Source organism: Streptomyces sp. NBC_01474 (assembly GCF_035918215.1).
GTDB lineage: Bacteria > Actinomycetota > Actinomycetes > Streptomycetales > Streptomycetaceae > Streptomyces > Streptomyces aureus.
This window is the reverse complement of record NZ_CP109449.1, coordinates 8,550,055-8,573,991: the sequence shown is the minus strand read 5'-3', so window position 1 is coordinate 8,573,991 and position 23,937 is coordinate 8,550,055. Positions and strand designations below refer to the sequence as shown.

22 protein-coding genes are annotated in these 23,937 nt (G+C 71.9%); 12 read left to right on the top strand and 10 right to left on the bottom strand.

What is annotated here, in order from left to right:
• Positions 1 to 10 precede the first annotated feature (10 nt).
• Positions 11 to 439, top strand: coding sequence for a PPOX class F420-dependent oxidoreductase (locus OG758_RS39205; protein ID WP_326714208.1), 429 nt, complete (start codon positions 11 to 13; stop codon positions 437 to 439).
• Between the two features lie 85 nt (positions 440 to 524).
• Here OG758_RS39205 and OG758_RS39200 read toward each other — a convergent pair whose 3' ends face one another.
• The 5 genes from OG758_RS39200 to OG758_RS39180 are packed head-to-tail and all read right to left on the bottom strand — an operon-like array spanning position 525 to position 5,354.
• Positions 525 to 1,130: a GTP-binding protein gene (locus OG758_RS39200; RefSeq protein WP_326714207.1), complete on the bottom strand. Its 606-nt coding sequence runs from the start codon at positions 1,128 to 1,130 to the stop codon at positions 525 to 527.
• Entirely contained in the window at positions 1,111 to 1,542 is a 432-nt protein-coding gene (locus OG758_RS39195) for a DUF742 domain-containing protein (RefSeq protein ID WP_326714206.1), read from the bottom strand. Before OG758_RS39195 ends, OG758_RS39200 begins: the two co-directional genes overlap by 20 nt.
• A 16-nt stretch (positions 1,543 to 1,558) precedes the next feature.
• Positions 1,559 to 1,996: a roadblock/LC7 domain-containing protein gene (locus OG758_RS39190; protein WP_326714205.1), complete on the bottom strand. Its 438-nt coding sequence runs from the start codon at positions 1,994 to 1,996 to the stop codon at positions 1,559 to 1,561.
• Positions 1,993 to 4,524, bottom strand: a complete 2,532-nt coding sequence (locus OG758_RS39185) for a sensor histidine kinase (protein WP_326714204.1) — start codon at positions 4,522 to 4,524, stop codon at positions 1,993 to 1,995. Before OG758_RS39185 ends, OG758_RS39190 begins: the two co-directional genes overlap by 4 nt.
• Positions 4,525 to 4,580: 56 nt before the next feature.
• On the bottom strand, positions 4,581 to 5,354 hold the full coding sequence (locus tag OG758_RS39180) for an MHYT domain-containing protein (protein ID WP_266566994.1): 774 nt from the start codon (positions 5,352 to 5,354) through the stop codon (positions 4,581 to 4,583).
• Between the two features lie 225 nt (positions 5,355 to 5,579).
• Between OG758_RS39180 and OG758_RS39175 the strand changes: the two genes are divergently transcribed.
• On the top strand, positions 5,580 to 6,179 hold the full coding sequence (locus tag OG758_RS39175) for a class I SAM-dependent methyltransferase (protein WP_326714203.1): 600 nt from the start codon (positions 5,580 to 5,582) through the stop codon (positions 6,177 to 6,179).
• Here the strand turns inward: OG758_RS39175 and OG758_RS39170 are convergent.
• On the bottom strand, positions 6,176 to 6,955 hold the full coding sequence (locus OG758_RS39170) for an alpha/beta fold hydrolase (protein ID WP_326716180.1): 780 nt from the start codon (positions 6,953 to 6,955) through the stop codon (positions 6,176 to 6,178). The genes OG758_RS39175 and OG758_RS39170 overlap by 4 nt on opposite strands.
• Positions 6,956 to 7,091: 136 nt before the next feature.
• On the opposite strand from OG758_RS39170, the gene OG758_RS39165 reads away from it, so the two are divergent.
• The 4 genes from OG758_RS39165 (at position 7,092) to OG758_RS39150 (ending at position 10,699) form a co-directional block, all read left to right on the top strand.
• Positions 7,092 to 7,637 (top strand): PadR family transcriptional regulator, encoded by a 546-nt coding sequence (locus OG758_RS39165; protein WP_326714202.1) that lies wholly within the window; start codon positions 7,092 to 7,094, stop codon positions 7,635 to 7,637.
• Positions 7,638 to 7,708: 71 nt separating this feature from the next.
• Positions 7,709 to 8,005, top strand: coding sequence for a hypothetical protein (locus OG758_RS39160; RefSeq protein WP_326714201.1), 297 nt, complete (start codon positions 7,709 to 7,711; stop codon positions 8,003 to 8,005).
• Between the two features lie 179 nt (positions 8,006 to 8,184).
• On the top strand, positions 8,185 to 9,120 hold the full coding sequence (locus tag OG758_RS39155) for a hypothetical protein (protein WP_326714200.1): 936 nt from the start codon (positions 8,185 to 8,187) through the stop codon (positions 9,118 to 9,120).
• 175 nt (positions 9,121 to 9,295) lie between these two features.
• The gene (locus OG758_RS39150) at positions 9,296 to 10,699 is read left to right on the top strand and encodes a tannase/feruloyl esterase family alpha/beta hydrolase (RefSeq protein WP_326714199.1); all 1,404 of its coding nucleotides are present in this window, start codon (positions 9,296 to 9,298) and stop codon (positions 10,697 to 10,699) included.
• Between the two features lie 9 nt (positions 10,700 to 10,708).
• On the opposite strand, the gene OG758_RS39145 is transcribed toward OG758_RS39150, so the two are convergent.
• The gene (locus tag OG758_RS39145; RefSeq protein ID WP_326714198.1) at positions 10,709 to 10,891 is read right to left on the bottom strand and encodes a hypothetical protein; all 183 of its coding nucleotides are present in this window, start codon (positions 10,889 to 10,891) and stop codon (positions 10,709 to 10,711) included.
• A gap of 281 nt (positions 10,892 to 11,172) precedes the next feature.
• Complete coding sequence (locus OG758_RS39140) at positions 11,173 to 12,228, bottom strand: fatty acid desaturase family protein (protein ID WP_326714197.1); 1,056 nt, start codon at positions 12,226 to 12,228, stop codon at positions 11,173 to 11,175.
• A gap of 250 nt (positions 12,229 to 12,478) precedes the next feature.
• Between OG758_RS39140 and OG758_RS39135 the strand changes: the two genes are divergently transcribed.
• The 3 genes from OG758_RS39135 to OG758_RS39125 all read left to right on the top strand — a co-directional run bounded on the left by OG758_RS39135 (position 12,479) and on the right by OG758_RS39125 (position 19,112).
• Entirely contained in the window at positions 12,479 to 15,421 is a 2,943-nt protein-coding gene (locus tag OG758_RS39135) for a DEAD/DEAH box helicase (protein ID WP_326714196.1), read from the top strand.
• On the top strand, positions 15,418 to 16,755 hold the full coding sequence (locus tag OG758_RS39130; protein WP_326714195.1) for an SWIM zinc finger family protein: 1,338 nt from the start codon (positions 15,418 to 15,420) through the stop codon (positions 16,753 to 16,755). Before OG758_RS39135 ends, OG758_RS39130 begins: the two co-directional genes overlap by 4 nt.
• Before the next feature lie 164 nt (positions 16,756 to 16,919).
• The gene (locus OG758_RS39125; RefSeq protein WP_326714194.1) at positions 16,920 to 19,112 is read left to right on the top strand and encodes an alpha-N-acetylglucosaminidase; all 2,193 of its coding nucleotides are present in this window, start codon (positions 16,920 to 16,922) and stop codon (positions 19,110 to 19,112) included.
• Between the two features lie 62 nt (positions 19,113 to 19,174).
• Here the strand turns inward: OG758_RS39125 and OG758_RS39120 are convergent, their stop codons facing one another.
• Positions 19,175 to 20,404 carry an acyl-CoA dehydrogenase family protein gene (locus OG758_RS39120; RefSeq protein WP_266667975.1) on the bottom strand — a complete coding sequence of 410 codons (1,230 nt, stop codon included), beginning with the start codon at positions 20,402 to 20,404 and terminating at the stop codon, positions 19,175 to 19,177.
• A gap of 164 nt (positions 20,405 to 20,568) precedes the next feature.
• On the opposite strand from OG758_RS39120, the gene OG758_RS39115 reads away from it, so the two are divergent.
• Positions 20,569 to 21,225 carry a TetR family transcriptional regulator gene (locus OG758_RS39115; RefSeq protein ID WP_326714193.1) on the top strand — a complete coding sequence of 219 codons (657 nt, stop codon included), beginning with the start codon at positions 20,569 to 20,571 and terminating at the stop codon, positions 21,223 to 21,225.
• Between the two features lie 10 nt (positions 21,226 to 21,235).
• Here the strand turns inward: OG758_RS39115 and def are convergent, their stop codons facing one another.
• Complete coding sequence (gene def / locus OG758_RS39110) at positions 21,236 to 21,790, bottom strand: peptide deformylase (RefSeq protein ID WP_326714192.1); 555 nt, start codon at positions 21,788 to 21,790, stop codon at positions 21,236 to 21,238.
• Between the two features lie 141 nt (positions 21,791 to 21,931).
• Between def and OG758_RS39105 the strand changes: the two genes are divergently transcribed.
• Both OG758_RS39105 and OG758_RS39100 read left to right on the top strand, forming a co-directional pair.
• Positions 21,932 to 23,170: a Mur ligase family protein gene (locus tag OG758_RS39105; protein WP_100597528.1), complete on the top strand. Its 1,239-nt coding sequence runs from the start codon at positions 21,932 to 21,934 to the stop codon at positions 23,168 to 23,170.
• A gap of 23 nt (positions 23,171 to 23,193) precedes the next feature.
• Positions 23,194 to 23,922 carry a type 1 glutamine amidotransferase gene (locus OG758_RS39100; RefSeq protein WP_266566966.1) on the top strand — a complete coding sequence of 243 codons (729 nt, stop codon included), beginning with the start codon at positions 23,194 to 23,196 and terminating at the stop codon, positions 23,920 to 23,922.
• The last annotated feature ends 15 nt before the right edge of the window (positions 23,923 to 23,937 follow it).

Genomic DNA, 23,937 nt, shown 5'->3' with positions numbered 1-23,937 from the left:
GGATGACCCCATGGCACACAAGATGACCGATGAGGAATGGCGGGCGTTCGTCTCCGAGGGGACCCGTACCGCCAAGCTGTCCACCGTACGGCCCGACGGCAGCCCGCACATCGCGCCCGTCTGGTTCGTCCTCGACGGCGAGGACCTCCTGTTCAACACCGGCAAGGACACCGTGAAGGGCCGCAATCTCGCCCGGGACGACCGGGTGGCCCTGTGCGTGGACGACGACCGGCCGCCGTTCTCCTTCACGGTGATCGAGGGCCGCGCCGAACTCATCGAGGACCTGGGGCAGTTGCGGGCCTCGGCCGCCAGGATCGGCGGGCGATACATGGGCGAGGACCGCGCCCAGGAGTTCGGCGAGCGCAACGGCGTGCCCGGCGAGCTCCTGGTGCGCGTGCGGATCGAGAAGGTCGTGGCCCTCGCGGGACTCGCCGACTGACAACGGCGCACCCCTCCGGGCGGGGCTCGCCGACTGACAACGGCGCACCCCTCCGGGCGGGGCTCGCCGACTGACTACGGCGCACTCAGCCCACGGAGTCGAGGAGCCGGGCGGTGTGCATCCGCCCGGCGTACTCGACGAGCCGGATCAACACCTCCTTTCCCGAGTCGCGGTCACGGGCGTCGCACAGCACGACGGGTGTCCCGCGGTCCAGGTCGAGAGCACGCGACACCTCGAGGGCACCGTAAGTACGGGCGTTCGTGAAGCAGTTGACCGCCACCACGAACGGGATGTGGCGGTGCTCGAAGTAGTCCACGGCGGGGAAGCTGTCCTCGAGCCGGCGGGTGTCCGCGAGGACGACGGCGCCCAGCGCGCCCTGCGAGAGTTCGTCCCAGAGGAACCAGAAACGGTCCTGGCCCGGCGTGCCGAACAGGTAGAGCGAGAGGTCGGAGCGGATGGTGATGCGGCCGAAGTCCATGGCGACGGTCGTCGTGGTCTTGCGCTCCACGGCTCCGGTGTCGTCCACGTGCTGGCCGAGCTCGCTGAGCAGTTCCTCGGTGCGCAGCGGTCGGATCTCGCTCACGGCGCCGACCAGGGTGGTCTTGCCCACCCCGAACCCGCCCGCGACCAGGATCTTCAGAGCCAGGGCGGAGTTGTCGGCGTTCGTCTCTTCAGAGTGCTCGGAGGCCATCGATGACTTCCCTCAAGATCTTTTCGTCGGGTAGCTGAGCGGGCGGCACGGGCCGGCTGACCTTGACGCAACCCATGTCGAGAAGGTCGCCCAGGAGCACCCTGACCACCCCTACGGGGAGGTCGGTGCCCGCGGCGAGTTCGGCGACCGACTGCGTCTCGGTGCGGCACAGCTCGATGAGCGCCCTGTGCTCGGGGCCGAGCGCCGTGTCGTCGTCCTTGCCGGGCGCGGCGTCGTCGAGCTTGACGAGTGCGATCAGGTCGAAACGCACCCCTCTGGGCCCGGGTGAGGTGCGCCCGCCGGTCATCGCGTAGGGGCGGACCAGGGGCCCGGCCTCGTTGTCGTACCACTGGCTGCCCGACCGGTCCGAGTTGCCCCGTCCCTGGTCGTCCCTGTGCCCGTGATCGTTCATCGTCGTGGCCGTCCGGTCATCCGGCGGCGGGCGGGTGCGCGGCGAACCGCGGTGGGGTGTAGAGGTGTTCGCCGACCCGCTTGACCATGCGGGCCATCTCATAGGCGACGAGGCCGATGTCGGCGTCGGCCGTGCTGAGGACGGCGAGGCAGGAACCGTCGCCCGCGGCCGCGACGAAGAGGAAGCCGTCGTCCATCTCGACCATGGTCTGGCGGACGCCGCCCGCTCCGAAGTGCCGGCCGGCCCCCTTGGCGAGGCTGTGGAAGCCGGAGGCGACGGCGGCCAGGTGTTCGGCGTCCTCGCGGCCGAGACCGCTCGACGCGCCGACGGCGAGCCCGTCGTTGGACAGGACGACCGCGTGCCTCAGCTCGGCCACGCGCTGCACCAGGTCGTCGAGGAGCCAGTCGAGTTCTCCGGACCGGGGCGCGGCGCCCGTGGTGGGCTCCTGGATCATGTGGGATCTCCTTCGGTGCTTTCGCTGCCGGACACGGGTCCTGAGCCGGCTCCTGGTGGGCGGCCGCCGCCCCGGACCCAGCCGTCACGGAAGGCCGCCATGCGCTGCCGTGCCTGTTCGGGTGTCCGTGCGTCGGGTTCCTGGTGCGGTGCGGCGCCGTTCTGCTCCTGGGGTCGCTCGCGCAGCTGGGGCGCGAGGCTCGCCTGCCGCACCCGCTTGGGCAGTCCGTCCGGTGATGCGTCGTCGGCGTTGTTCGCGGGCTGCCTGTGCAGGCGCAGGGCGGTGACTCCCGGGGGCGGTGGGGCGGCGTGAGCCGTGTCGGCGTCCGGCACGGCGTGTACGGCGGCGGCGATGGCGGGGCGCGGCCCCTGGGCAGGCACGGAGTTACCGTTCATATGGGGTGCTTCCGGGTCGGGCACGCGCGCGTAGTGGTGCTCCGTCGCGTGTTCCTGGGTGGTGTCCGCCCGTTCCGGGGTTCCGGTGTGCAGCAGGGGTGTGGGCAGCAGGACGACCGTGGTGGTGCCGCCGTAGGGCGAGGTACGCAGGTGCACCTTGATGCCGTGGCGGTGGGCGAGCCGGCTGACCACGAAGAGCCCGAGCCGGTCGCTGTCGAACAGGTCGAGCGCTTCGGAGTGGGCGATGCGGTTGTTGGCCTCGGCGAGGGTCTCCTTGCCCATGCCGAGGCCCCGGTCCTCGATCTCCAGGGCGTAGCCGTTTCCGACGGGTTCGCCGCTGACCCGCACCTTGGTGTGCGGTGGGGAGAACTGGGCGGCGTTCTCGACGAGTTCGGCCAGAAGGTGGGTGAGGTCGGCGACCGCCGCGCCCTCTACTGAGGCGGCGGGCAGTTGCCGTACCTCCACACGCGCGTAGTCCTCCACTTCCGAGACGGCCGCGCGGACCACGTTGGTCAGCGAGACGGGGGTGCGCCAGGCGCGGCCCGGGGCGGCTCCGGAGAGGATGATCAGGCTTTCCGCGTGGCGCCTCATGCGGGTCGTGAGGTGGTCGAGGCGGAAGAGGTCGCTGAGTTCGTTCGGGTCCTCGGCCCTACGCTCCATGGTGTCGAGGAGGCCGAGCTGACGGTGCACGAGGACCTGGCTACGGCGGGCGAGGTTGACGAAGACCCCGGAGATCCCGCTGGCGAGTTCCGCACGTTCGGCGGCGGCGCGCAGGGCTGCCCTGTGCACCGTGCCGAGCGCCTCGGCGACCTGTCCGGTCTCGTCCTCGGCGGGAGGGCCTTCCGGCGCCTCGGCACGGACGTCGATCTCCTCGCCGGCGCGCAGTTTCCGCATGGCGTGCGGAAGTTTGCGCCGAGCGATCTCCAGGGCGCTGTTGCGCAGGCTGATCAGTTCGATGACCAGGCCCCGGCCGATGCGTACGGAGATCACGAGGGAGGCGGCGACGGCCAGCAGGCCGAAGAGGACCGCGGCGCCCGCGGGCGTGAGCAGTCCGCGGGTGAACGGATCCGCCCGGACCCCGGCCGTGCGCGCCGCGTCCGTCTCGATCGAGCGGAACCAGTTCTGCACGGTCGTGTGCGCGCTGTCCCAGGTGAGTGCGGGTGCCGCGGCGAGCGCGGCACTGCCGGGCCTGGCGGCGAGCGCCTTGTCCTCGACGGCGCGTACGTCGCCGTACGCGCTCCCCTCCACGAGGTTGCGCCAGGCGGTCCGTTGCGGTGCCGGGAGGTCGGCGACCGCCGATTCGACGAGGGTCCGCCGGGTGTCGACCGCTCCGGTGAACAGCCGCAGCCGTGCGCCGTCCAGAGAGCCCGCGAGCCGTGCGGCGGCCAGCAGGGAGTCCTCGCGGGCGAGCATCTCGCCGGACCGTGAGAACTCGAGCAGCACGCGCGCGTCGGAGCCGAGCCGGTCGTCCTGGATCCCGGTCACCGCGCCGGTCACCGCGAACGCCGAGTCGATCGTCTTCGTGTACTGCCCGTACACGCCCTCCCAGCCGGTGCGTCGGCCGAGCACCGCGCTGCGCACGGAGCGCAGCTTCTCGGCGCCGGTGACGAACACCGAGAGGCGCTCACCGACCCGGGCAGGCAGATCGGCTCCGTCCGCGACGGTGTTGCCGTCGCCTAGGCGGAGCTTCGCCACGGCCTTGTCGGTCGCCGAGGTGCGCTTCCTGAGGGCGTCACCTCGGTCGCCCGCCGGCTTGGCGGCATAGGCGACGGCGGCGGTGCGTTCGGCCTGGAGCGCGGCGACCGCGTCGGCGACGGGGCCGCGGACCGTGGAGTCGACCCGCTGCAACTGCCGCATACGGGCGACGTCCTGGGCGGTGGTGACCGTCGCGTACGCCCACAGGGCGAGCAGCGAGACGACGGGCACCATCAAGAGGCACACGATCTTGGCGCGGACGGTGCGAGGCCGCAGCCCTCGGCCGCCCGCGCGCGTGGGAGGCACGGTCGGAGCGGGCGGGTCGTCCGTCGCGTGGTCCTCTTGCGCGGGCGGTCCGGCGTGCGCGCGCCGTCCGCGCGCCGGGGGCGCGGACTTGGGCGGCGCGCCGTTGATGGGGGTCCTACGGGGTGTACGCATGGCCTCCTCGCTCGTGGTGCGCTCGTGGTGGGAAGGGTCGTGGCGCCGGTCCGGCGTCAGCGGGCGACGCTCTCGACGGGCCGCTGGGCCGACGCGGAGGCCTCGCGCTCCCCCGTGGTGGGTGACAGCGCGACGAACGCGGACGTCAGGAAGAGGTAGGACCCGAGGCCGACGGCGAGGGGGAAGATGAACTGCATCGCCGTGGCCCCGGGCAGGGCCGCTGCGGAGGACGCGACCTTCACGCTCACCGCCATCATTCCGGTGTAGTGCATGCTGCTCACCGCGCCGCCCATGACGAGGGAGGCGACCGCGACAGCGGCGGGCGACTTGATGTTGAGTCCGGCCCAGAGGGCGGCCGTCGCGGCGACGACGGCGATGGAGACGGAGAGCCCCACGAGCAGCGGGTCGTAGCGCACCTGGCCGTGCAGGCGCAGCGCCGCCATGCCCAGGTAGTGCATGCTCGCGACGCCGAGTCCCGTGGTGAGCCCGCCGAGGGCGAGGGCGCGGTTGCGGTCGCGGCTGTAGCCGACGGCGAAGACGCCGACGCCCACGACGGCCACGGCGACGACCAGGCTGAGGACGGTGAGCGGCACGTCGTAGCGGATCTCCGTACCGGTGACGCCGAAGCCGAGCATCGCCACGAAGTGCATCGTCCAGATGCCCGTGCCGATCGCGGACGCCGCGGTGATCAGCCAGTTGCGCCGCGAACGGCCGGTGGCGCCGAGGGCGCGGACGGTGCAGCGCAGACCGAGCGCGGCGCCGATGGAGGCCATCACGTATGACAGCACGGGGGTAAGCCAGCCGAAGGTGGCGTGGTCCAGGTGTCCCATGGCTCCGGGACGCTAGACCTCTCGGGGGCGCAGAACAGGGGCGCATTTCGAAAGCTGCTGGAATATGACAGAGAGACGCGCGTGAACGATCGCGTCAGGCTCGAACATGTGCACCGTCCGCGCATGCGGCGGTTTCGGTTCGCATCGGTTCTCATCGGTCGCTTGCGGAGTTTTCGATCCCTCGCACCCGCCCACGCGCGCCGGCACGCGAGGGATCATGGGGTCATGAGCGACGACCACACGCACGTACAGGAGTTCTTCTCGGCCCGCGCGGCCCGCTGGGACACACGGTTCCCCGACGACGGTCCGCGCTTCGAGGCGGCCGTCGCCGAGCTGGGGCTCCGCGCGGGCGACCGGGTGCTCGACGCGGGGTGCGGCACGGGACGCGCCCTGCCGGCCCTCAGGGACGCCGTGGGACCCTCGGGGGCCGTCCTCGGGGTCGACCTGACGCCCGCGATGCTGGAGGCCGCCGCGCGGGCGGGACGGGATCGCGCCGGCTCGCTGATGCTCGCCGACGTGACGCGCCTGCCCGTACGGTCCGAGTCGCTCGACGCCGTCTTCGGTTCCGGCCTGGTCGCGCACCTGCCACAACCCCAGGAGAATCTGCGGGAGTTGGCGAGGGTGGTGCGCCCGGGTGGACTCCTCGCGCTGTTCCACCCCATCGGGCGGGTGGCACTGGCCGCGCGACAGGGCCGCGAGCTCACCCCGGACGACCTGCGCGCCGAACCGAACCTCCGCCCGCTGCTGGCCGGTTCGGGCTGGCGGATGACCTCATACGTGGATGAGGACGCCCGTTTCCTGGCGCTGGCGGAGCGCCGGGGCTAACGCGTGCCGGGCGACGCTGGAGCGTGGTCCGCGACCGCCGTGGCGAAGGCCTCCGCGTTGTCGAACATGACGTTGTGCCCGGCGTCGGGCACGGTGCGCACGCGTACGCCCGCGGCCTCGAGGCCCGCGCGGTCCGCGAGTTCGCCGCTGCGCGCGCCCTGCAGATACAGCCGGTCGATGTCGAGGTCCATGAGCATCCGCCGCATGGTGGGACGGGTGCCGTGGGCGAGTCCGACGGCGGTGCGGTGCAGGGCGAGGGGGTCCGCGAGACGCATGGTGGCCGCCCACAGGGGACCGACCTTGGCGAGCACGCGCGCGTGGCCGACGCCGTTGACGTACTCGTCCTCTCCGTAGGAGGCGATTCCGCTGCTGCCCTCCACGCGGGGAGGGTACGGGTCCAGGTTCGCCTCGGTGAGCACGAGCCGCGAGACGAGGTCGCGGCGCCGGTGGGCGAGAACGATCGCCACGGCGCCACCCATGCTGTGCGCGACGAGCTCGGCCCCGGACACGCCGGCCGCGTCGAGAGCGGCCGCCAGAGCATCGGCGTGGTCGTCCAGCGAGTACCCGAAGTCGGCGGGCCGGTCACTGATGCCGTGCCCCGGCAGATCGACGAACAGCGAATGCCTGCCCGCGAGTTCAGGCCTGCCGGCGATGTGCGCGTGGTAGACGGTCGAGGCCGAACCCAGCCCATGGACGTACACCAGCGGAGCCCCGTCCCCGTCGGCCGCGACCCATCGGATACAGCTCCCCTGCGAGTCGAACCGGGCCTGCTTCATCATGCGCTCCCACTCCCTCTCCCCAGCAACGGCACAGCCCCGCGCTTACGAGGCACTCCGTAAAGCATACATCGGAGCCGATGTATTGCTAGATCGATGTACACCGGACTCGGAGGGAGTGCGGCACAATGGGGGCATGCTGGAACTCGCCATCCTCGGCTTCCTCCACGACGCGCCCCTGCACGGATACGAGCTGCGCAAACGGATCACGGCACTGACCGGCCACGTGCGGCCCGTCGCCGAGAGCACGCTCTATCCGGCGATCAAGCGCCTGGAGAAGGCGGGCCTGCTCACCCGCGAGACGCAGCCGGGATCGGTCGCGGCACAGCGCCACGTCCTCACCCTCACGGCAGCGGGCCGGGAGGAGCTCCGCGGCAGGCTGGCGGAGCCCGGCCGGGCCGACATCACCGACGAGAACCGCTGGTTCACGGTCCTCGCGTTCCTGCGGCACCTCGACGACCCGGCGGCGCAGGCGACCGTACTCGCGCGCAGGCTGGCGTTCCTGGAGGAGCCGGCCAGCTTCTTCTACGAAGGCGAACGACCCCTGCGCGCAGAGGAGCTGGACGACCCGTTCCGCCGCGGCATCCTCACCATCGCCCGCGCGACCAGCCGGGCCGAACTGGTTTGGCTGCGCTCCACCCTGACGGACTTGCGGGCACGCGCGGAGACAAAACTCTTCTGACGCTCGAACTCCCACTCTACGTTGGGGATGTGACGCACCGTCGCACACCACACTGGGGGAAGGTGGCGTACATGTTCGACAGACTCCGCAAGGCCTTGGCCACACGGACGCCGGCCGGCGCGAGCATCGCGACACCGCCGCGCAAGCGGCCGCCCAACCTCTTCGAGGCGGCGGCCACCTATGTGTCGGCATCCGTCGAGGACGACGAGGACAGGCTCGCCGAGGCCGCGACCTGGGTGTCTCCTGAGGCCCTGACGTTCGGCATCAACGAACTCGCGTGCCGCGCAGTCGTCGCGCTCGCACGGGAACGCGACGAATCGCCCGAGGCGGTGGCACGGGCGCTGCTCGGCCTGCCTGCCGCCACCTGACCGGCGCCTCCCGTCGGACCTCCACAAGAGGCACACGAAGTGCGCACGGGATCTTGGCATGGTCCACCCACCGGGCGCCACACCGGGTCCCCGGGAAGAATTTCCAGCTCAACGCCCTCGACGATCTCCACCGCGACTGGTTAGGGTGCGCCGACAGACGAAGCTAAGGGGAGGCTGGCATGGCCGGGACGGACGACGCGGTCGCCGCCGGGGACGACGCGCTGTACGTACTGACGGCGGTGTTGCTGACCCCTGCGAAGTTCCCCAGTGTGCTCGGGGACGACTACCCGGAGGCATGCGCCACCCTCGGGCTCGCACCCCTCGCCGACGGGTACGGACTCGTACTCGGGCAGGACGGGGCGGGGGCGCGCTGGACCGTCGTCATCGACGATGTGTCCCTGGTCGCCGTCGCCATCGCGTCCTGGGACTGCGGCATGGAGTACGAGTTGTCGCCCGACGAGGGGGCGGTGGTCTCGGCCCTGCCGGGATGGCCGCTCGCCCTGTCCGTGTCCGCGCCGGGCGTCCCCGACCCGCACGACCCGGAACACGACCCCGAGATCATGGACGGTCCGCCCCTCACTCCGCCGAACACGGAGACGTGGGGACCGGCCCAACGCCGCCTCGGCGCCGACGAGATCGCCCTCCAGTGGGCGTCCTGGCGGGAGCAGATCGACGACAGTGCGTTTCTGACGGACGACGCGGACGACGTGGGCGGCGCCTCTGCTGCGGAGGGGGCAGACGGCACGAACGCCGACAGCACGCCCGCCCCCACCACCACCGATTCCGGCGATGCCGCCACGGCCACCGCCTCCGGAAGCGACACCGAGGCGCAGAGCACCCGCGCCCCGCACGCCGGCATCCGGCGGGTCCTCGCCGAGGTGCGCGCCTACGTGGACAGCCCGCCACCCCTGGGCCGTGTCCGGTCGGCGTTCGCGTCCGGCGATGCCCGGACGCTTCGGGCCGACGGTCCCGGCTGGTCGATGGTGGCCCGGACGGACGACATCGCGTTCGTGCTCCTGGACGACGAGCCCGGTGAGGTGCTGCCCGTGGGGCGGGGCCCCGAGCTGCCCGGCCTCCTGGAAGCGCTCGACAAGATGGCCGTGCGACCCTCCTGACCCCTCCCGCAGCGGGCCACGCAGCCCGCTGCGCGCCGGCCGCCCCATACTCCCCACCCCACATACCGCTCCCCTCCCCCATGTGGCGCCGGCCCATGGCCCGGCGACTGGTCCCGCCCGCACGATGGCCCCGCTCGTCACCCTTGCCGGTCCCTCGTCGTCGCGGAGGCTCACCATGCGCGTGTCCGGAACAGTCCCCCTCTTTGCCACGGCCCTGCTGGCGTTGGCCGCCTCGGGGCCGGTGCCCGCGGGGGCCGCCGTGGAGAGCGGCGGAGGCGGGGCGCACTGCGCGCGCCAGGAGAGGGTGCACGTCCCGGGTGCCGCCCTTCAACAGAGCGCCTGCCTGGACGACTTGACGACAGCGGCTCTGACCGGAACCCCGTACACCGACACCGCCGACCAGGCGGGCCTCACCGCGAAGGGGACCCGCAACCCGTCAGGCGTCCCCGGTTCGCAGATCGACGGGTACTTCCCGGACGACTCCACGTCGAACGCGACGCACGGCTGGCGGCACGATGCCCAGTTCGTGATCAGGCTGCCCGACCACTGGAACGGCGGCCTCGTGGTGACCGGCTCACCCGGCAACCGTAAGCAGTACTCGACGGACGCGGCGATCTCCGACCGTGTCCTGGCCCAGGGATACGCCTACGCGGCGACCGACAAGGGCAACACCGGACCCGACTTCTACCGCGACGGAAAGCGTCCCGGCGACGCGATCGTCGAGTGGAACAACCGGACCACCCAACTCACCAGAGCGGCGAAGAAGGCCGTCGCCCAGCGCTACGGGCGGGCTCCGCGGCGGACCTACATGACCGGCATCTCCAACGCCGGTTATCTGACGCGCTGGCAGCTGGAGAACCATCCCGAGCTGTACGACGGAGGCGTGGACTGGGAGGGCACCCTCTGGACCGCGGACGGCCCGAACCTGCTCACCTCACTGCCGACCGCCGTCTCCTACGGGCTGGGGAAGGCCGACGCCGACGATCTGTACCGTGTGGGCTTCGCGCGCGGGTCGGAATTCCTTTGGGCCTACCACCAGAAGGCCTACTGGGGGATCACGCAGAAGATCTACCGCGCCGAGTTCGACCCCTCGTACGACTCCAAGTGCCCCGGCCCATCAGCGGGTTCGACGACGGACGAGCTGCTCGCACCGTGCGCGTCCGACGCCTCGTACGACTACGCGGCACGCCCCGCCTCGGTCCACCGGGCCGTCGCACGGGTCGCGCTGAGCGGGCGGATCGGCAAGCCGCTGATCACGCTCCAGGGCGACCTGGACACCCTGCTGCCGATCGCGTCCGACGCCGATGTCTACGGACGGATGGTCGACGACCGGGGGCGCGGCCGCCTGCACCGCTCGTACACCGTGCAGGACGGCACGCACACCGATGGCCTCTACGACACCTATCCCGACCGGCTGCGGCCCGTGCTGCCCTGCTACCGGTCCGCGTTCGACGTGCTCACCGCGTGGGTGGAGGACGGCGCGCGGCCGCCCGCCGACCACGCGATCGCCAGGCCGGCGAGCGGCGACGTCGTCAACAGCTGCTCGGCGACGGCAGTGGCAGCTGCCACCCGCCCGTAGCGCCGTCCGTCAGCGGCCCAGCTCCCTGCGCGAGGCGCGGCGGAGCCTGCGCCGCTGGGAGGGGTCCAGCGCCAGGTAGGCCGCCGTGGGCACCCCGAGAATGATCAGGAGTGACGCCCACCAGGGCAGCCAGATCAACAGGATGAGTCCGGCCGCCACACCTCCTGCGGCGATCTTCGCGTTCCTCGACATGTCCGTCGCCTCCTTCGGGGGCTGCAAACCGCCCCGCCATGAGAGGCGGGCCCCCGCCTCTACTCTCTGAAACGGACTCGCGGCCCGGGCGGTTCCTGTTCACGACCCTGAGACACCCCTGAGCCTCCAGCCTGACGCACCCCTGAGCCCCGCGCAGCCCCGGAGAACACGCACCTCTGAGCCCCGCGCAGCCCCAGGCAGGACGCACAGCCCTGAGCCCCGGGCGAGGAACCCGGGGCTCAGGGCTGTGCAGGGCGACCGGACCCGCCCCGGACAGTGCCTCACTCCATGCGCAGCGGCTCCCCGACCTCGTACATGTGGCGCAGGGCCTGCCGGTAGGAGTCGACGAGCCCGGTCTCGGTGAAGGGAATGCCCAGGTCGCGGCAGTGGGCCTTGACGAGGGGCTGGGCCAGGCGCAGGTGGGGGCGGGGCATGCTCGGGAAGAGGTGGTGCTCGATCTGGTAGTTGAGGCCGCCGAGGAACCAGTCGGTCAGTGCGCCGCCCTTGATGTTGCGGGAGGTGAGGACCTGCCGGCGCAGGTGGCCCCAGCGTTCGCCGTCCGGGTCCGGCATCTCCATGCCCTTGTGGTTCGGTGCGAAGGCCATACCGAGGTGCAGGCCGAACAGTGCCTGGTGGATCGCGGCGAAGGCGAGGGCGTGGCCGAGCGGCATGGTGGTCAGGAGCAGGGTCACGTAGCCGATGACGTGGGCGACGAGGAGCAGTCCCTCCACGGCACGCTCGCGCGGGGGCTGGCGGCGCAGGTCCTGGAAGCCGTACAGCTTCAGGGCGAGGCCCTCCAGGAGGGTCAGCGGGAAGAACAGCCAAGCCTGGTTGCGGGTGAGCCAGCGGCGGAATCCGGAACGGGTCGCGGCCTGCTTGCTCGTGAAGACGAGGACGTCGGCGGCGACGTCGGGGTCCTTGTGGATGTGGTTGGGGTTGGCGTGGTGCCGGTTGTGCTTGTCGTTCCACCAGCTGTAGCTCATGCCGAGCAGGAGATTGCCGTGGATGAGCCCGATGACCCGGCTCACGGCGCGGTTCCCGGTGATCTGCGCGTGGCCGGCGTCGTGCCCCACGAAGGCGGTGCGCGCGCACAGCACCGCGAGGACCGGCGCGAGCGCGAGGACCCACCAGGAACCGCCGATGAGGGCCATGCCCGTGCCGACGGCGGCGAGGGACAGGGCGTTCAGCGCGATGTTGCGCACGTACCAGCCGGTGCGCCGCTCCAGGAGATCCTGGCTCTTGACGGTGCGCAGCAACGGCGTGAACTCGCTTCCTTGCGGCTGCGTCCCGGCCGCTCCTGAGGAATGGTCCACTACGGGTTCGACGGCCAGGGTCATGGCGAGGTCTCCGGTATCTGGGCATGGCGGTGGGCGTGGCGAGGGAAGAGGGGAAAGGCGTACTGTCCGGACGCCCTGCTCACTGGACGGCCCGACCTCAACAAACCTAGGAATCGGAGGCCTTGGGCACCATGAGGCCACCACCCGACCGAGCGCGGGGGTAGCACCGCCCCCGAAGGGGGGCTACCTACACCCCTTTCGGGAGGGAGTGACTGGCGTCACCTTGTGATGCGGCACATCGAGCGGAGTCATGGGGTACCCTCGGCGATTCGGCCCGGTAGTCAAATTTGAGGAATACGTCATCGCTGCCCACAGGCGTCCCGTGGCAACACTCCCCGAGATCTCCGAACTGGTCCGCTGCTGCGTTGTCTTCGTGCCCGGTGACCCGGCACGCGAAGGAAGAGTCGCCTTCTGGCGCCCCGATGGCGAACGGCCTCCGCACACCGAGGCCGGCACGCCCGAGGAGCTGAGCCTCGCCGTGCCCGGAGACACCGGTGCCGAGCGCGAGTCCGTACCCGCCGTCCTGCTGCCCGTACGCGCCGCGCTGCCGGTCCTCACGCGCGCGCGTGCCACCGCGCAGGCGCACCCGACCGCCGTCTTCTGGGGCGCCGCCACCGTGCTCGCCCTCCAGTTCGCGGCGCGCGGCCTGCTGCTGCCCGGGCTCACGCCGACCGATCACGACGCCTGGCGCGCGGGCCCGCTTCGGGCCGAGGACCTGGAGCGGGTCGGGGAACTGGCCGCCGCGATGCCGCCCGAGGCTCACGCGACACCTCTGGACGGTCCGGGTCCGCTGCGCCTCCCCGCGCCCGAGGCGCTGCTGCGCGCCTTCCTCGACGCCGTCGCCGACACCCTGCCCCGCTCCCCCGCGGCGAGCCTCGCGGCGGGCGCGCGGCCCTTCGCCGCGCCCGAGCCGCAGCGGGTGCCCGAACATCGCGCGTGGGCCGCCGATGTCGCCGCGGGACACGACGCGGGCGTGCGGATCTCGCTGCGTGTCGAGGTACAGGGCCTCGATCGCGCCGCACCGGGAACCGAGGACGAGGAGCACGTCGCCTTCCGCGCCGTGCTCCAGATGCACAGCGTCAGCGACCCCGCGCTGGTCGCCGACGCCGCCGAGGTCTGGGCGGCGTCGGGCGCTTCGGCCAAGGCGTTCGGGCCGCGGGCCCGCATGGACGCTCTGCTCGCGCTGCGGCGCGCAGCCCGTGCCTGGGCGCCCCTCACACCCCTGCTCTCGGCGGCCGTCCCGGACACGCTCGATCTCGCGGACGAGGAGATCACCGACCTGCTGGGCGCCGGTGCGCGGGCCCTTGCGGCGGCGGGCGTCGACGTGCACTGGCCCCGGCAGTTGGCGCGGCGGCTGAGCGCACGCGCGGTCATCGGCCCTCCGGACGAGGGGCCACCCGGAGAGGAAGACCCGGACCGCCTCCGGAGGGACACCCCGTCGTTCCTCGCGGCGGACGCGCTCCTCGCGTTCAACTGGCGCTTCGCGCTGGGCGACCAGGAACTGAGCCGGGAGGAGCTCGACCGGCTCGCCGAGGCCAACCGGCCCGTGGTCAGGCTGCGCGACCAGTGGGTCCTCATCGACCCCGAGGAGGCCCGGCGCGCCCGCGAGCACCAGGACCGCAAGGTCACGCCGATCGACGCGCTCGGCGCGGTCCTGACCGGCTCCACGGACATCGACGGCCGCCGCGTCGACGTCCACCCGACGGGCTGGCTTGCGGAGCTGCGGGAGCGGCTCGCCGACCCGGAGGGCATGGTGCCCGTCGGACAGCCCGCCGCGCTGACCGCCGACCTGCGCGACTACCAGCTGCGCGGCCTGAACTGGCTGGCCCGGATGACATTCCTCGGCCTCGGCGCCTGCCTCGCCGACGACATGGGCCTGGGCAAGACGATCACGCTGATCGCCCTCCACCTGCACCGGCAGACCACCCCGGAGACCGCCGCCCCGACCCTCGTCGTCTGTCCCACGTCCCTCATGGGCAACTGGCAGCGCGAGATCGAGAAGTTCGCGCCCGGCACCCCCGTACGCCGCTTCCACGGCGGGCGCCGCAGCCTGGAGGACCTCGCCGCCGGGGAGTTCGTGCTCACCACGTACGGCACGATGCGGCTCGACGCCGCGCAGCTCGCGGGCGTCGACTGGGGCATGGTCGTCACCGACGAGGCACAACACGTCAAGAACCCGCACTCGGCGACCGCGAAGGAGCTGCGGACCATCGGCGCACGCGCGCGCGTGGCGCTCACCGGCACCCCTGTGGAGAACAACCTGTCCGAGCTGTGGGCGATCCTCGACTGGACGACCCCGGGGCTGCTCGGAAAGGTCGGCACGTTCCGCACGCGTTACGCGCGCGCGGTGGAGGAGGGCAAGGACCCCGCCGCCGCCCAGCGCCTGTCCCAACTGGTGCGTCCCTTCCTCCTCAGACGCCGCAAGTCGGACCCCGGCATCGCGCCCGAGCTCCCGCCGAAGACCGAGACCGACCGCGCCGTGTCGCTCACCACCGAGCAGACGGGGCTCTACGAGGCCGTGGTGCGCGAGACGCTCGCCGAGATCTCCGGAGCGGACGGCATCGCCCGCCGCGGACTGATCGTCAAACTCCTCACGGGGCTCAAGCAGATCTGCAACCACCCGGCCCAGTTCCTCAAGGAGGACGAGCCGCGCATCCCCGGCCGCTCCGGCAAGCTGGAACTGCTCGACGAACTGCTCGACACCATCCTCTCCGAGGACGCGAGCGTCCTGGTCTTCACGCAGTACGTGCAGATGGGGCGCCTGATCGAGCAGCATCTGGCAGCTCGCGGCGTGGCCTCGCAGTTCCTCCACGGTGGCACTCCCATCGCCGCGCGCGAGGCGATGGTGGGGCGCTTCCAGGAGGGCGAGGTGCCGGTCTTCCTGCTGTCCCTGAAGGCAGCGGGTACGGGCCTCAACCTCACCCGCGCCGAACATGTCGTGCACTACGACCGCTGGTGGAACCCCGCCGTCGAGGCGCAGGCGACGGACCGCGCGTACCGGATCGGGCAGAACAGGCCGGTGCAGGTCCACCGCCTGATCGCGGAGGGGACGATCGAGGACCGGATCGCCGACATGCTGGTCCGCAAGCGGGAGTTGGCCGACGCGGTGCTCGGCTCCGGCGAGACGGCCCTGACCGAACTGACCGATTCCGAACTGGCCGATCTGGTCGAGCTGCGAGGGGGCGCGCGATGACGGACCGTCACGACTACGACGACGACCTGTTCGACACCGAAGGCAACAGCAAGGGAGCCGACGCATCGGATGAGGAACGTGTCTTCGCGGCGCTGGCACCCGTCCAGGGGCGCGGATTCGCGCAGTCGTGGTGGGGGCAGACCTGGCTCAAGGCACTGGAGGACACGGCTCTCGACCTCCAGCAGCTGAAGGCGGGGCGCCGGCTCGCGCGCGCGGGGTCCGTGGGGGCGGTCTCGGTGCGGCCCGGGCGGGTCACCGCGGTAGTCGGGGACCGGGGCGGCGCCGTGCACCGCGCCGACGTGCTGCTGCAACAGCTGAGCGAGGAGGAGTGGGACCGCTTCCTCGGGATGGCGGTCGAGCGGGCGGGGCACATCGCGGCGCTGCTCGACCGTGAGATGCCGTCGCACCTGGTCGAAGACGCGGCGGCGGCCGGTGTGGAACTGCTGCCCGGTATCGGCGACTTGGAGCCGCGCTGCGGGTGTGACGCCTGGGACCACTGTGCCCACACGGCGGCGCTCTGCTATCAGCTGGCCCGTCTCCTCGACCAGGATCCGTTCGTACTGCTGCTGATGCGCGGGCGTGGCGAGCGGGTGCTGCTCGACGAACTCCAGGTACGCAGCGTCGCGTCCGCCTCGGCCGGGTCCGCCGACGAGGAGGCCGACGAGGAGCCGGTGGACGCGGACGGCGTCGACGCGACGGAGACGTTCGCGGCGGGGAGCATACTGCCGCCGCTGCCCGCCGCTCCCCCGGTGCCGTCCGAGGCGGGGCCCGTACCGTCCCTGGACACGGATACGGAGCCGCCCACCGGAACGGATGTGGCGGCGCTGGAGTTCCTCGCGGCGCGGGCGGCCGCCGAGGCGCACCGAATGCTGACGGATGCACTGACTGCGGGCCACGAACTCCGGGCGCCAAATGACGAATTGACGATCCATCAAGATGCCGTGCGGCTGGCCGCGGGCGCCCCCGAGGCGTGGATCGGGGCCCGGCTCGCGGAGGGGTCGGGGCGGGACGGCGAGGGTCTCGCGGCGGCCGTGCCGGCGTGGGAACACGGAGGCACCGCCGGCCTGTCCGTCCTGGAGGACGAGTGGACGCCGGACGCGGAGACCGCGGCACGCGCGCGTACGGCTGTCGAAGCGGCCTGGGACGCCGGGGAGCGCCCGCCGTTGTCGGCGAGCCGTAATCGGTGGACGGCCGCCGACACGGGCACACAGATCCGCCTCGGCCGCGACGGCCGCTGGTGGCCGTTCCGCGAGAACCGCGGCCGGTGGCTCCCGGCGGGCCCGGCGGCCCATGACCCGGCCGCGGCGCTGTCGGCCGCCGTCGGGGACGAGTGACGTCCGGCCGGGGTGGACACGTGCCTGTGTCCACCCCGGCGGCCGGCCCTGCCCGCCCACCGGGCTCCGCAAGCGCTTGCCCCCGCTCCCTACCGAACCCTCCCCGCCCTCCGTAAGATCCCCGGCGCAAGTGGTCCAGTCCACTCACGCGCTTGGAGTGCTCCATGAACCTCGGTCGCCGTACCGTGCTCACCGCCCTCGGCTCCGCCGCCGCACTCGCCGCGTCCGCGACCGGTGCCGCCGCCGAGAGCGCGGCGGCCTCCCGCACCCCGGCCGCCGACGCCCTGGCCCGGCTGCTGCCGCACCACCACGACCAGGTCACCTTCCGCACCGTCCCCCGCCCTGCCGGTGGCACGGGCGACGCGTTCAGGGTGTCGGGGTCCAGAGGCCGCATCCTCGTCGAAGGCACCACGCCCGCCGTGCAGTTGACGGGCTTCCACCAGTACCTCCGCCACCACGCCCACGCTCACTTCTCGTGGAACGGCGAGCAGACCGAGTCCCTGCCGGCGCGGCTGCCCGGCCTCGCCGCACCCCTGACGCGCGGCGCGAACGTCGCCCACCGGTTCGCCTTCAACGACACCAACGACGGCTACACAGGCCCGTATCACGGCTGGGACTACTGGGAGCGCGAGCTCGACGTCCTCGCCTTGCACGGCTTCAACGAGGTCCTCGTGTACCTCGGCGCCGACACCGTCTACCACCGCACGTTCCAGCAATTCGGTTACGGCGACGCCGAGATGCGCGCGTGGATCGCGGGCCCGGCCCACCAGCCGTGGTGGCTGCTCCAGAACATGTCCGGGTTCGGCGGCCCCGTGTCGCGGCGGCTCCTCGACCGGCGTGCGGTGCTCGCCCGCAGAGTCGTCCGCCGGATCCGCGAACTCGGCATGACCCCGGTGCTCCCCGGCTATTTCGGCACCGTCCCGCCCGGCTTCGCCGACCGGAACCCGGGCGCGCACACAGTCCCCCAGGGCGATTGGGTCGGCTTCACGCGCCCCGACTGGCTCGACCCGCGCGACCCGCACTTCGCCAGGATCGCGGAGATGTTCTACCGCGTGCAGAGCGAATTGCTCGGCGACACCGCCATGTACAAGCTCGACCTGCTGCACGAGGGCGGCAAGCCGGGTGACGTGCCGGTCGGCGAGGCCGCCAAGGCGGTCGAGAAGGCGCTGCGCACCGCCCATCCCGGCGCGATCTGGAACGTCCTCGGCTGGCAGACCAACCCTCGCCGCGACATCCTCGACGCCGTCGACCGCTCGAAGATGTTCATCGTCGACGGCCTCTCCGACCGCTTCCCCTCGGTGACCGACCGCGACAAGGACTGGGCGGGCACGCCCTACGCGTTCGGCTCGATCTGGAACTTCGGCGGACATACGACGATGGGCGCCAACACCCCCGACTGGGCTTCGCTGTACGAGAGTTGGCGCACCAAGGAGAACAGCGCCCTGGACGGCATCGCGCTCATGCCCGAAGGCGCCGACAACAACCCGGCCGCGTTCGCCCTCTTCAGCGATCTGCCGTGGACGGACGGCCCGGTCGAGCTGAAGAGCTGGTTCGAGCAGTGGCCGGTGCAGCGCTACGGCGGGCACGACGCGCACGCGGTGACCGCCTGGGACGTCCTGCGCCGCACCGCGTACGGCACCACGCGCGCGGACAGCTGGAGCGAGGGCCACGACGGCCTGTTCGGCGCCCGGCCCGATCTGGACGTCTCCAGCGGGGCGTCCTGGTCGCCGGGCGCGCTGCGCTACGACCCCGGCGAGTTCGCGCGCGCCCTGCCGGAACTGCTCGCGGTCGCACCGGGCTTGCGCCGCAGCTCCGCGTACGCCTACGACCTGATGGACGTCACCCGGCAGACGATCTCGCACCGCAGTCGCATCCTGCTGCCGCGGATCAAGGCCGCGTACGACGCCAAGGACCGCGCGGCGTTCGAGGAGCTGACGGGCGAGTGGTTCACGTGGCTCGGGCTGCTGGAGGAGACCGTCGCGACGCAGCCGCGGCACCTGCTCGGGCGCTGGATCGCCGACGCGCGCGCGTGGGGCGCCGACGAGGAGGAGCGAGACCGTCTCGAGTACGACGCGGTGTCCCTGGTGACGGTGTGGGGTCCGCGTTCGGGCGCCGACGACGGGGGTCTGCACGACTACGCGAACCGCGAGTGGGCCGGGCTCATCGGCGGCCTCTACACACTGCGCTGGCGGACCTATTTCGACGGACTCGCGGCCGCCCTCGCCGACGGCACGACACCGCGGCCGGTCGACTGGTACGCCCTTGAGGACGGCTGGGTCCGAGACCACCCGGCGTACTCCGCACGGCCCTCGGGCGACATCGTCCGTATCGCCCGCAAGGTCGCCGCACAGCTCTGACCACGCGGCACGACCGCTGAAGCCGGTGCCCTCCGCCGCGCGAAGGGCACCGGCCGATTCGGCTAGCGGATCGGCAGACCCGAGAGGGTGCGGGCGATCACCAGGCGCTGGATCTCGCTGGTGCCCTCGAAGATCGTGTAGATCGCGGCGTCGCGGTGCATGCGCTCGACGGGGTACTCGCGGGTGAAGCCGTTGCCGCCGAGGATCTGGATGGCCTGGCCGGTGACCTTCTTGGCGGTCTCGCTCGCGAAGAGCTTCGACATGGAGCCCTCGGCCGACTCGAACTTCTTGCCCGTGGTCGCCATCCAGGAGGCACGCCACACCAGGAGCCGCGCCGCGTCGATCTGCGTGCGCATGTCGGCGAGTTGGAAGGCGACGCCCTGGTTGTCGATGATCGGGCGGCCGAACTGCGTACGCGTCCTCGCGTACTCCAGAGCCTCCTCGTAGGCGGCGCGGGCCGTGCCCACCGCCATCGCGCCGACGGCCGGGCGGGACGCCTCGAACGTGGCCATGGCGGCGTTCTTCACGCGCTCGCCGCCACCGGCCTTGGCGCGCTCACGGGCGCGTGCCATGCGCTCGTCGAGCTTGTCCTTGCCGCCGAGCAGGCAGGAGCCGGGGACGCGTACGTCCTCGAGGACGACCTCGGCGGTGTGCGAGGCGCGGATGCCGTGCTTCTTGAACTTCTGACCCTGGGACAGACCCGGCGTGTTCGGCGGGACGATGAAGGAGGCGTGACCCTTGGAGCCGAGCTCGGGGTCGACGACGGCGACGACGACGTGGACGTTGGCGATGCCGCCGTTGGTCGCCCAGGTCTTGGTGCCGTTGAGCACCCACTCGTCCTTGGCCGCGTCGTAGACGGCGCGGGTGCGCATGGAGGCGACGTCGGATCCGGCGTCCGGCTCGGACGAGCAGAAGGCGGCGACCTTGACATCGTTGGCGTCGCCGTACATCTGGGGGATCCAGGTGCCGATCTGCTCCTCGGTGCCGTTGGCGAGGACGCCGACCGCGGCGAGCCCGGTCCCGACGATCGACAGGGCTATGCCCGCGTCACCCCAGAACAGCTCCTCCATGGCCATCGGGATGCCGAGACCCGTCGGGTCGAAGAACTGCTGCGCGTAGAAGTCCAGGGAGTAGATTCCGATCTTGGCGGCTTCCTGGATGACCGGCCACGGCGTCTCTTCGCGCTCGTCCCACTCGGCGGCCGCGGGACGGATCACATCGGCGGCGAACCCGTGGAGCCAGTCCCTGACTTCCTTCTGCTCGTCGTTCAGATCCATCGTGAACTCGGCCATGACCCCTCCAGCACTGCGTACACTTCACACGTTACTTGCGGTAACGGCAGTCTGTTACTCGCCAGTAGCCCCTGTCAACTCCCGGCAGCCCGTTCGATGCCCCCAGGGCGTCGAGTGTTACGTTTCCCGTGCGTCAGGCCATCGCACGGGCGGGGAGAAACCTCATGGAGACCACACAGCGGACGGAACAGCAGACGTCTGCCGAGCGCCGGCGGCGTGAGCTGCTGGAGGCCGCGGACCGCGTGGTGCTCCGCGACGGGCCCGGTGCGTCCATGAACGCCATCGCGGCCGAGGCGGGCATCACCAAGCCGATCCTCTACCGGCACTTCGGCGACAAGGGCGGCCTCTACGCCGCGCTCGCCAAGCGCCACACCGACGCGCTCCTCGCCTCGCTGCGGGCCGCGCTCGACGCCCCGGCAGAGCGCCGGGAGCGGGTCGAGGCGACGCTCGACACCTATCTCGCGGCGATCGAGGCACGCCCCCAGGTGTACCGCTTCCTCATGCACCCCTCGGAGAGCGTGTCCGAGAGCGCGGCGCCGGGCGAGCAGGGCTTCTATGTGGGCAAGCACTCCGCTCCCCTGCTGCGCCGCATGGGCGAGGAGCTCGCCGAGGTCATCGAGGAGCGCGTCGACCTCGGCCCCGGAAGCCAGCAGCTCGCGCGGGTCTGGGGCCACGGAATCGTCGGCATGATGCACGCCGCGGGCGACTGGTGGCTCGGCGAAAGGCCCTGCTCGCGGAGCGAGTTGGTGCGCAGCCTCGCCGACCTGCTGTGGGGCAGGCTCGCGGCGGCGGGCGACAAGACGGGCGGGCCGGGGTTCTAGCCGGGAGGCTCTAGGACGCCGCCGTGCCGGTCGCCCAGGAGGCGCGCGCCGCCTGGCGCAGCACCCTGCGGCGACGCCACCCCGTGACGTGGTCCGTGTAGACCCGCCCCTCCAAGTGGTCGCACTCGTGCTGGAGGCAGCGGGCGAACCAGCCCGTGCCGTGCACGACCAGGGGCTCTCCCCGCAGGTCCACGCCCTCGACGAGGACATGGTCGAAGCGGGGCGTGCCCGCCTCCAGGCCCGGCAGCGAGAGACAGCCCTCCGGGCCGCGCACGACCACGCCGTCCGCCTCGACGAGGCGCGGGTTAACGATGTGCCCGAGGTGGCGGACGTCCTCGTCGTCGGGGCAGTCGTACACGAACACCCGCGCGGACTCACCGATCTGGTTCGCCGCGAGGCCCACGCCCTGGGCGGCGTACATCGTCGCGAACAGGTCCTCCACAAGACGGCCGAGCGAGGGCCCGAAATCTGTCACCTCCTCGCAGGGCGTGTGCAGCACGGGATCACCGAGCAGGGTCAGGGGTCGTACGCGCCCGGAGGCGCCCGGGATCGAGCCGTGTCGCATGGCCGTAAGGGTACGGTCAGGGCGAGCCCCGGATCCGGGGTGGTGCCGCGGTTCGGGCGCAAAGGTGGATCTCGATAGGCTGACTCCACCAAGCGATGCCGGGGGCAGGCGCGGCGCCGTACGCAAGGAGGATCCAGAACGATGTCAGGCAACTCGGAGCCGCTGACTCCGCGGGCCAAGCTGGCCGTCACGGCGGGCAAGGCGGCCGCGGCGGTGTCCCGCGCGGCGGGCCGCGGCAGCGGATCGGTGATCGGCGGCAAGGTCGCGCTCAGGCTCGACCCCGAGCTGCTCGGGCGGCTTGCGCAGCATCTGGACGTGGTGCTCGTCTCGGCGACGAACGGCAAGACCACCACCACGCGGCTGATCGCGGAGGCCCTGCGCGCCGCCGGCCCCGTGGTGTCGAACGCGCTCGGCGCGAACATGCCCGCGGGCATCACGTCGGCGCTCGCCGGCGGCTCGGACGCGAAGTTCGGCGTGATCGAGGTCGACGAGAAGTACCTCGCGGGCGTCGCCCGCGACACCGCTCCCAAGGCGATCGCGCTGCTCAACCTCTCGCGCGACCAGCTCGACCGTGCCGCCGAGACCCGCATGCTCGCCGAGAAGTGGCGCGAGGGCCTGGCCGGTTCGAAGGCGATCGTGATCGCGAACGCGGACGACCCGCTGGTCGTCTGGGCCGCGTCCTCCTCGCCGAACGTGGTGTGGGTCGCCGCCGGCCAGGAGTGGAAGGACGACGCGTGGTCCTGCCCGTCGTGCGGCGGCGTGATGCAGCGCCCCGGCGACGACTGGTACTGCGGCGAGTGCGGCTTCCGCCGTCCGACGCCCAGCTGGGCACTCCAGGGCGACTACGTCCTCGACCCGCACGGCTCGGCCTGGCCGATCCACCTCCAGCTCCCCGGCCGCGCCAACAAGGCGAACGCGACCTCGTCGGCCGCCGTCGCCGCGTGCTTCGGCGTGCCGCCCCAGGTGGCCCTCGAGCGCATGTACCAGGTGCAGGCGGTCGCGGGGCGCTACGACGTCGTGCAGTTCCTCGGCCGTGACCTGCGTCTGCTGCTCGCGAAGAACCCGGCGGGCTGGCTCGAAACGTTTTCCCTGATCGACCCGCCGCCCACCCCGGTGATCCTTTCGGTCAACGCGCGCGGCGCCGACGGCACCGACACCTCCTGGCTGTGGGACGTCGACTACACCCGTCTGGCCGGTCACCCGATCTTCGTGATCGGCGACCGCAGGCTCGACCTCGCCGTGCGGCTCGAGGTCGCCGGTCTGGACTTCCGGGTCTGCGAGAGCGTCGACGAGGCGGTGCAGTCCGCCCCGCCCGGGCGGATCGAGCTGATCGCCAACTACACCGCGTTCCAGGACGTCCGCCGCCGCGTCGGCAACTGAGACCCCGCAGAGGATTCATGAGCATGAGCGACAACGGCCTTCGTCTGGTCTGGGTCTACCCCGACCTCCTGAGCACGTACGGCGACCAGGGCAACGCCCTCGTCGTGGAGCGCCGCGCCCGCCAGCGCCGCCTCGACGTGCACCGGATCGACGTGCGCAGCGACCAGCCGGTACCCACCTCCGGCGACATCTATCTGATCGGCGGCGGTGAGGACCGGCCGCAGCGTCTCGCCGCGGAGCGGCTGCGCCGCGACGGCGGTCTCCAGCGGGCCGTGGCCAACGGCGCGATCGTCTTCTCGGTCTGCGCCGGTTACCAGATCCTCGGCCACGAGTTCATCAACGACCTGGGCGAGCGCGAGCAGGGCCTCGGCCTGCTCGACGTGGTGTCCACCCGTGGTGAGGGCGAGCGGTGCGTCGGCGACGTACTGGGCGACATCGACCCGCAGTTGGGGCTCCCCCCGCTGACGGGCTTCGAGAACCACCAGGGCATCACGCACCTCGGCCCGTCGGCGCGCCCCTTCGCCCGCGTGCAGATCGGCAGGGGCAACGGCACGGGTGACGGCACGGAGGGCGCGTTCAACGACACCGTGTTCGGCACGTACATGCACGGCCCCGTCCTCGCCCGCAACCCGCTGATCGCGGACCTGCTCCTGAAGCTGGCCCTCGATGTCAACGCGCTCCCGCCGGTCGACGACCGCTGGTACGAGGCGCTGCGCAACGAGCGGATCACGGCGGCACAGCAGCCCGCCTGATCACGCTCCCGCACA

Bases quoted from the DNA above. Each gene is read 5' to 3' on its own strand.
- OG758_RS39120 (WP_266667975.1), bottom strand. From the start codon at position 20,404: ATGGCCGAGTTCACGATGGATCTGAACGACGAGCAGAAGGAAGTCAGG.
- OG758_RS39200 (WP_326714207.1), bottom strand. From the start codon at position 1,130: ATGGCCTCCGAGCACTCTGAAGAGACGAACGCCGACAACTCCGCCCTG.
- OG758_RS39105 (WP_100597528.1), top strand. From the start codon at position 21,932: ATGTCAGGCAACTCGGAGCCGCTGACTCCGCGGGCCAAGCTGGCCGTC.
- def (WP_326714192.1), bottom strand. From the start codon at position 21,790: ATGCGACACGGCTCGATCCCGGGCGCCTCCGGGCGCGTACGACCCCTG.
- OG758_RS39180 (WP_266566994.1), bottom strand. From the start codon at position 5,354: ATGGGACACCTGGACCACGCCACCTTCGGCTGGCTTACCCCCGTGCTG.
- OG758_RS39125 (WP_326714194.1), top strand. From the start codon at position 16,920: ATGAACCTCGGTCGCCGTACCGTGCTCACCGCCCTCGGCTCCGCCGCC.
- OG758_RS39100 (WP_266566966.1), top strand. From the start codon at position 23,194: ATGAGCGACAACGGCCTTCGTCTGGTCTGGGTCTACCCCGACCTCCTG.
- OG758_RS39130 (WP_326714195.1), top strand. From the start codon at position 15,418: ATGACGGACCGTCACGACTACGACGACGACCTGTTCGACACCGAAGGC.
- OG758_RS39145 (WP_326714198.1), bottom strand. From the start codon at position 10,891: ATGTCGAGGAACGCGAAGATCGCCGCAGGAGGTGTGGCGGCCGGACTC.
- OG758_RS39175 (WP_326714203.1), top strand. From the start codon at position 5,580: ATGAGCGACGACCACACGCACGTACAGGAGTTCTTCTCGGCCCGCGCG.
- OG758_RS39135 (WP_326714196.1), top strand. From the start codon at position 12,479: ATGGGGTACCCTCGGCGATTCGGCCCGGTAGTCAAATTTGAGGAATAC.
- OG758_RS39160 (WP_326714201.1), top strand. From the start codon at position 7,709: ATGTTCGACAGACTCCGCAAGGCCTTGGCCACACGGACGCCGGCCGGC.
- OG758_RS39185 (WP_326714204.1), bottom strand. From the start codon at position 4,524: ATGCGTACACCCCGTAGGACCCCCATCAACGGCGCGCCGCCCAAGTCC.
- OG758_RS39150 (WP_326714199.1), top strand. From the start codon at position 9,296: ATGCGCGTGTCCGGAACAGTCCCCCTCTTTGCCACGGCCCTGCTGGCG.
- OG758_RS39155 (WP_326714200.1), top strand. From the start codon at position 8,185: ATGGCCGGGACGGACGACGCGGTCGCCGCCGGGGACGACGCGCTGTAC.
- OG758_RS39205 (WP_326714208.1), top strand. From the start codon at position 11: ATGGCACACAAGATGACCGATGAGGAATGGCGGGCGTTCGTCTCCGAG.
- OG758_RS39115 (WP_326714193.1), top strand. From the start codon at position 20,569: ATGGAGACCACACAGCGGACGGAACAGCAGACGTCTGCCGAGCGCCGG.
- OG758_RS39140 (WP_326714197.1), bottom strand. From the start codon at position 12,228: ATGACCCTGGCCGTCGAACCCGTAGTGGACCATTCCTCAGGAGCGGCC.
- OG758_RS39165 (WP_326714202.1), top strand. From the start codon at position 7,092: ATGCTGGAACTCGCCATCCTCGGCTTCCTCCACGACGCGCCCCTGCAC.
- OG758_RS39195 (WP_326714206.1), bottom strand. From the start codon at position 1,542: ATGAACGATCACGGGCACAGGGACGACCAGGGACGGGGCAACTCGGAC.
- OG758_RS39190 (WP_326714205.1), bottom strand. From the start codon at position 1,996: ATGATCCAGGAGCCCACCACGGGCGCCGCGCCCCGGTCCGGAGAACTC.
- OG758_RS39170 (WP_326716180.1), bottom strand. From the start codon at position 6,955: ATGAAGCAGGCCCGGTTCGACTCGCAGGGGAGCTGTATCCGATGGGTC.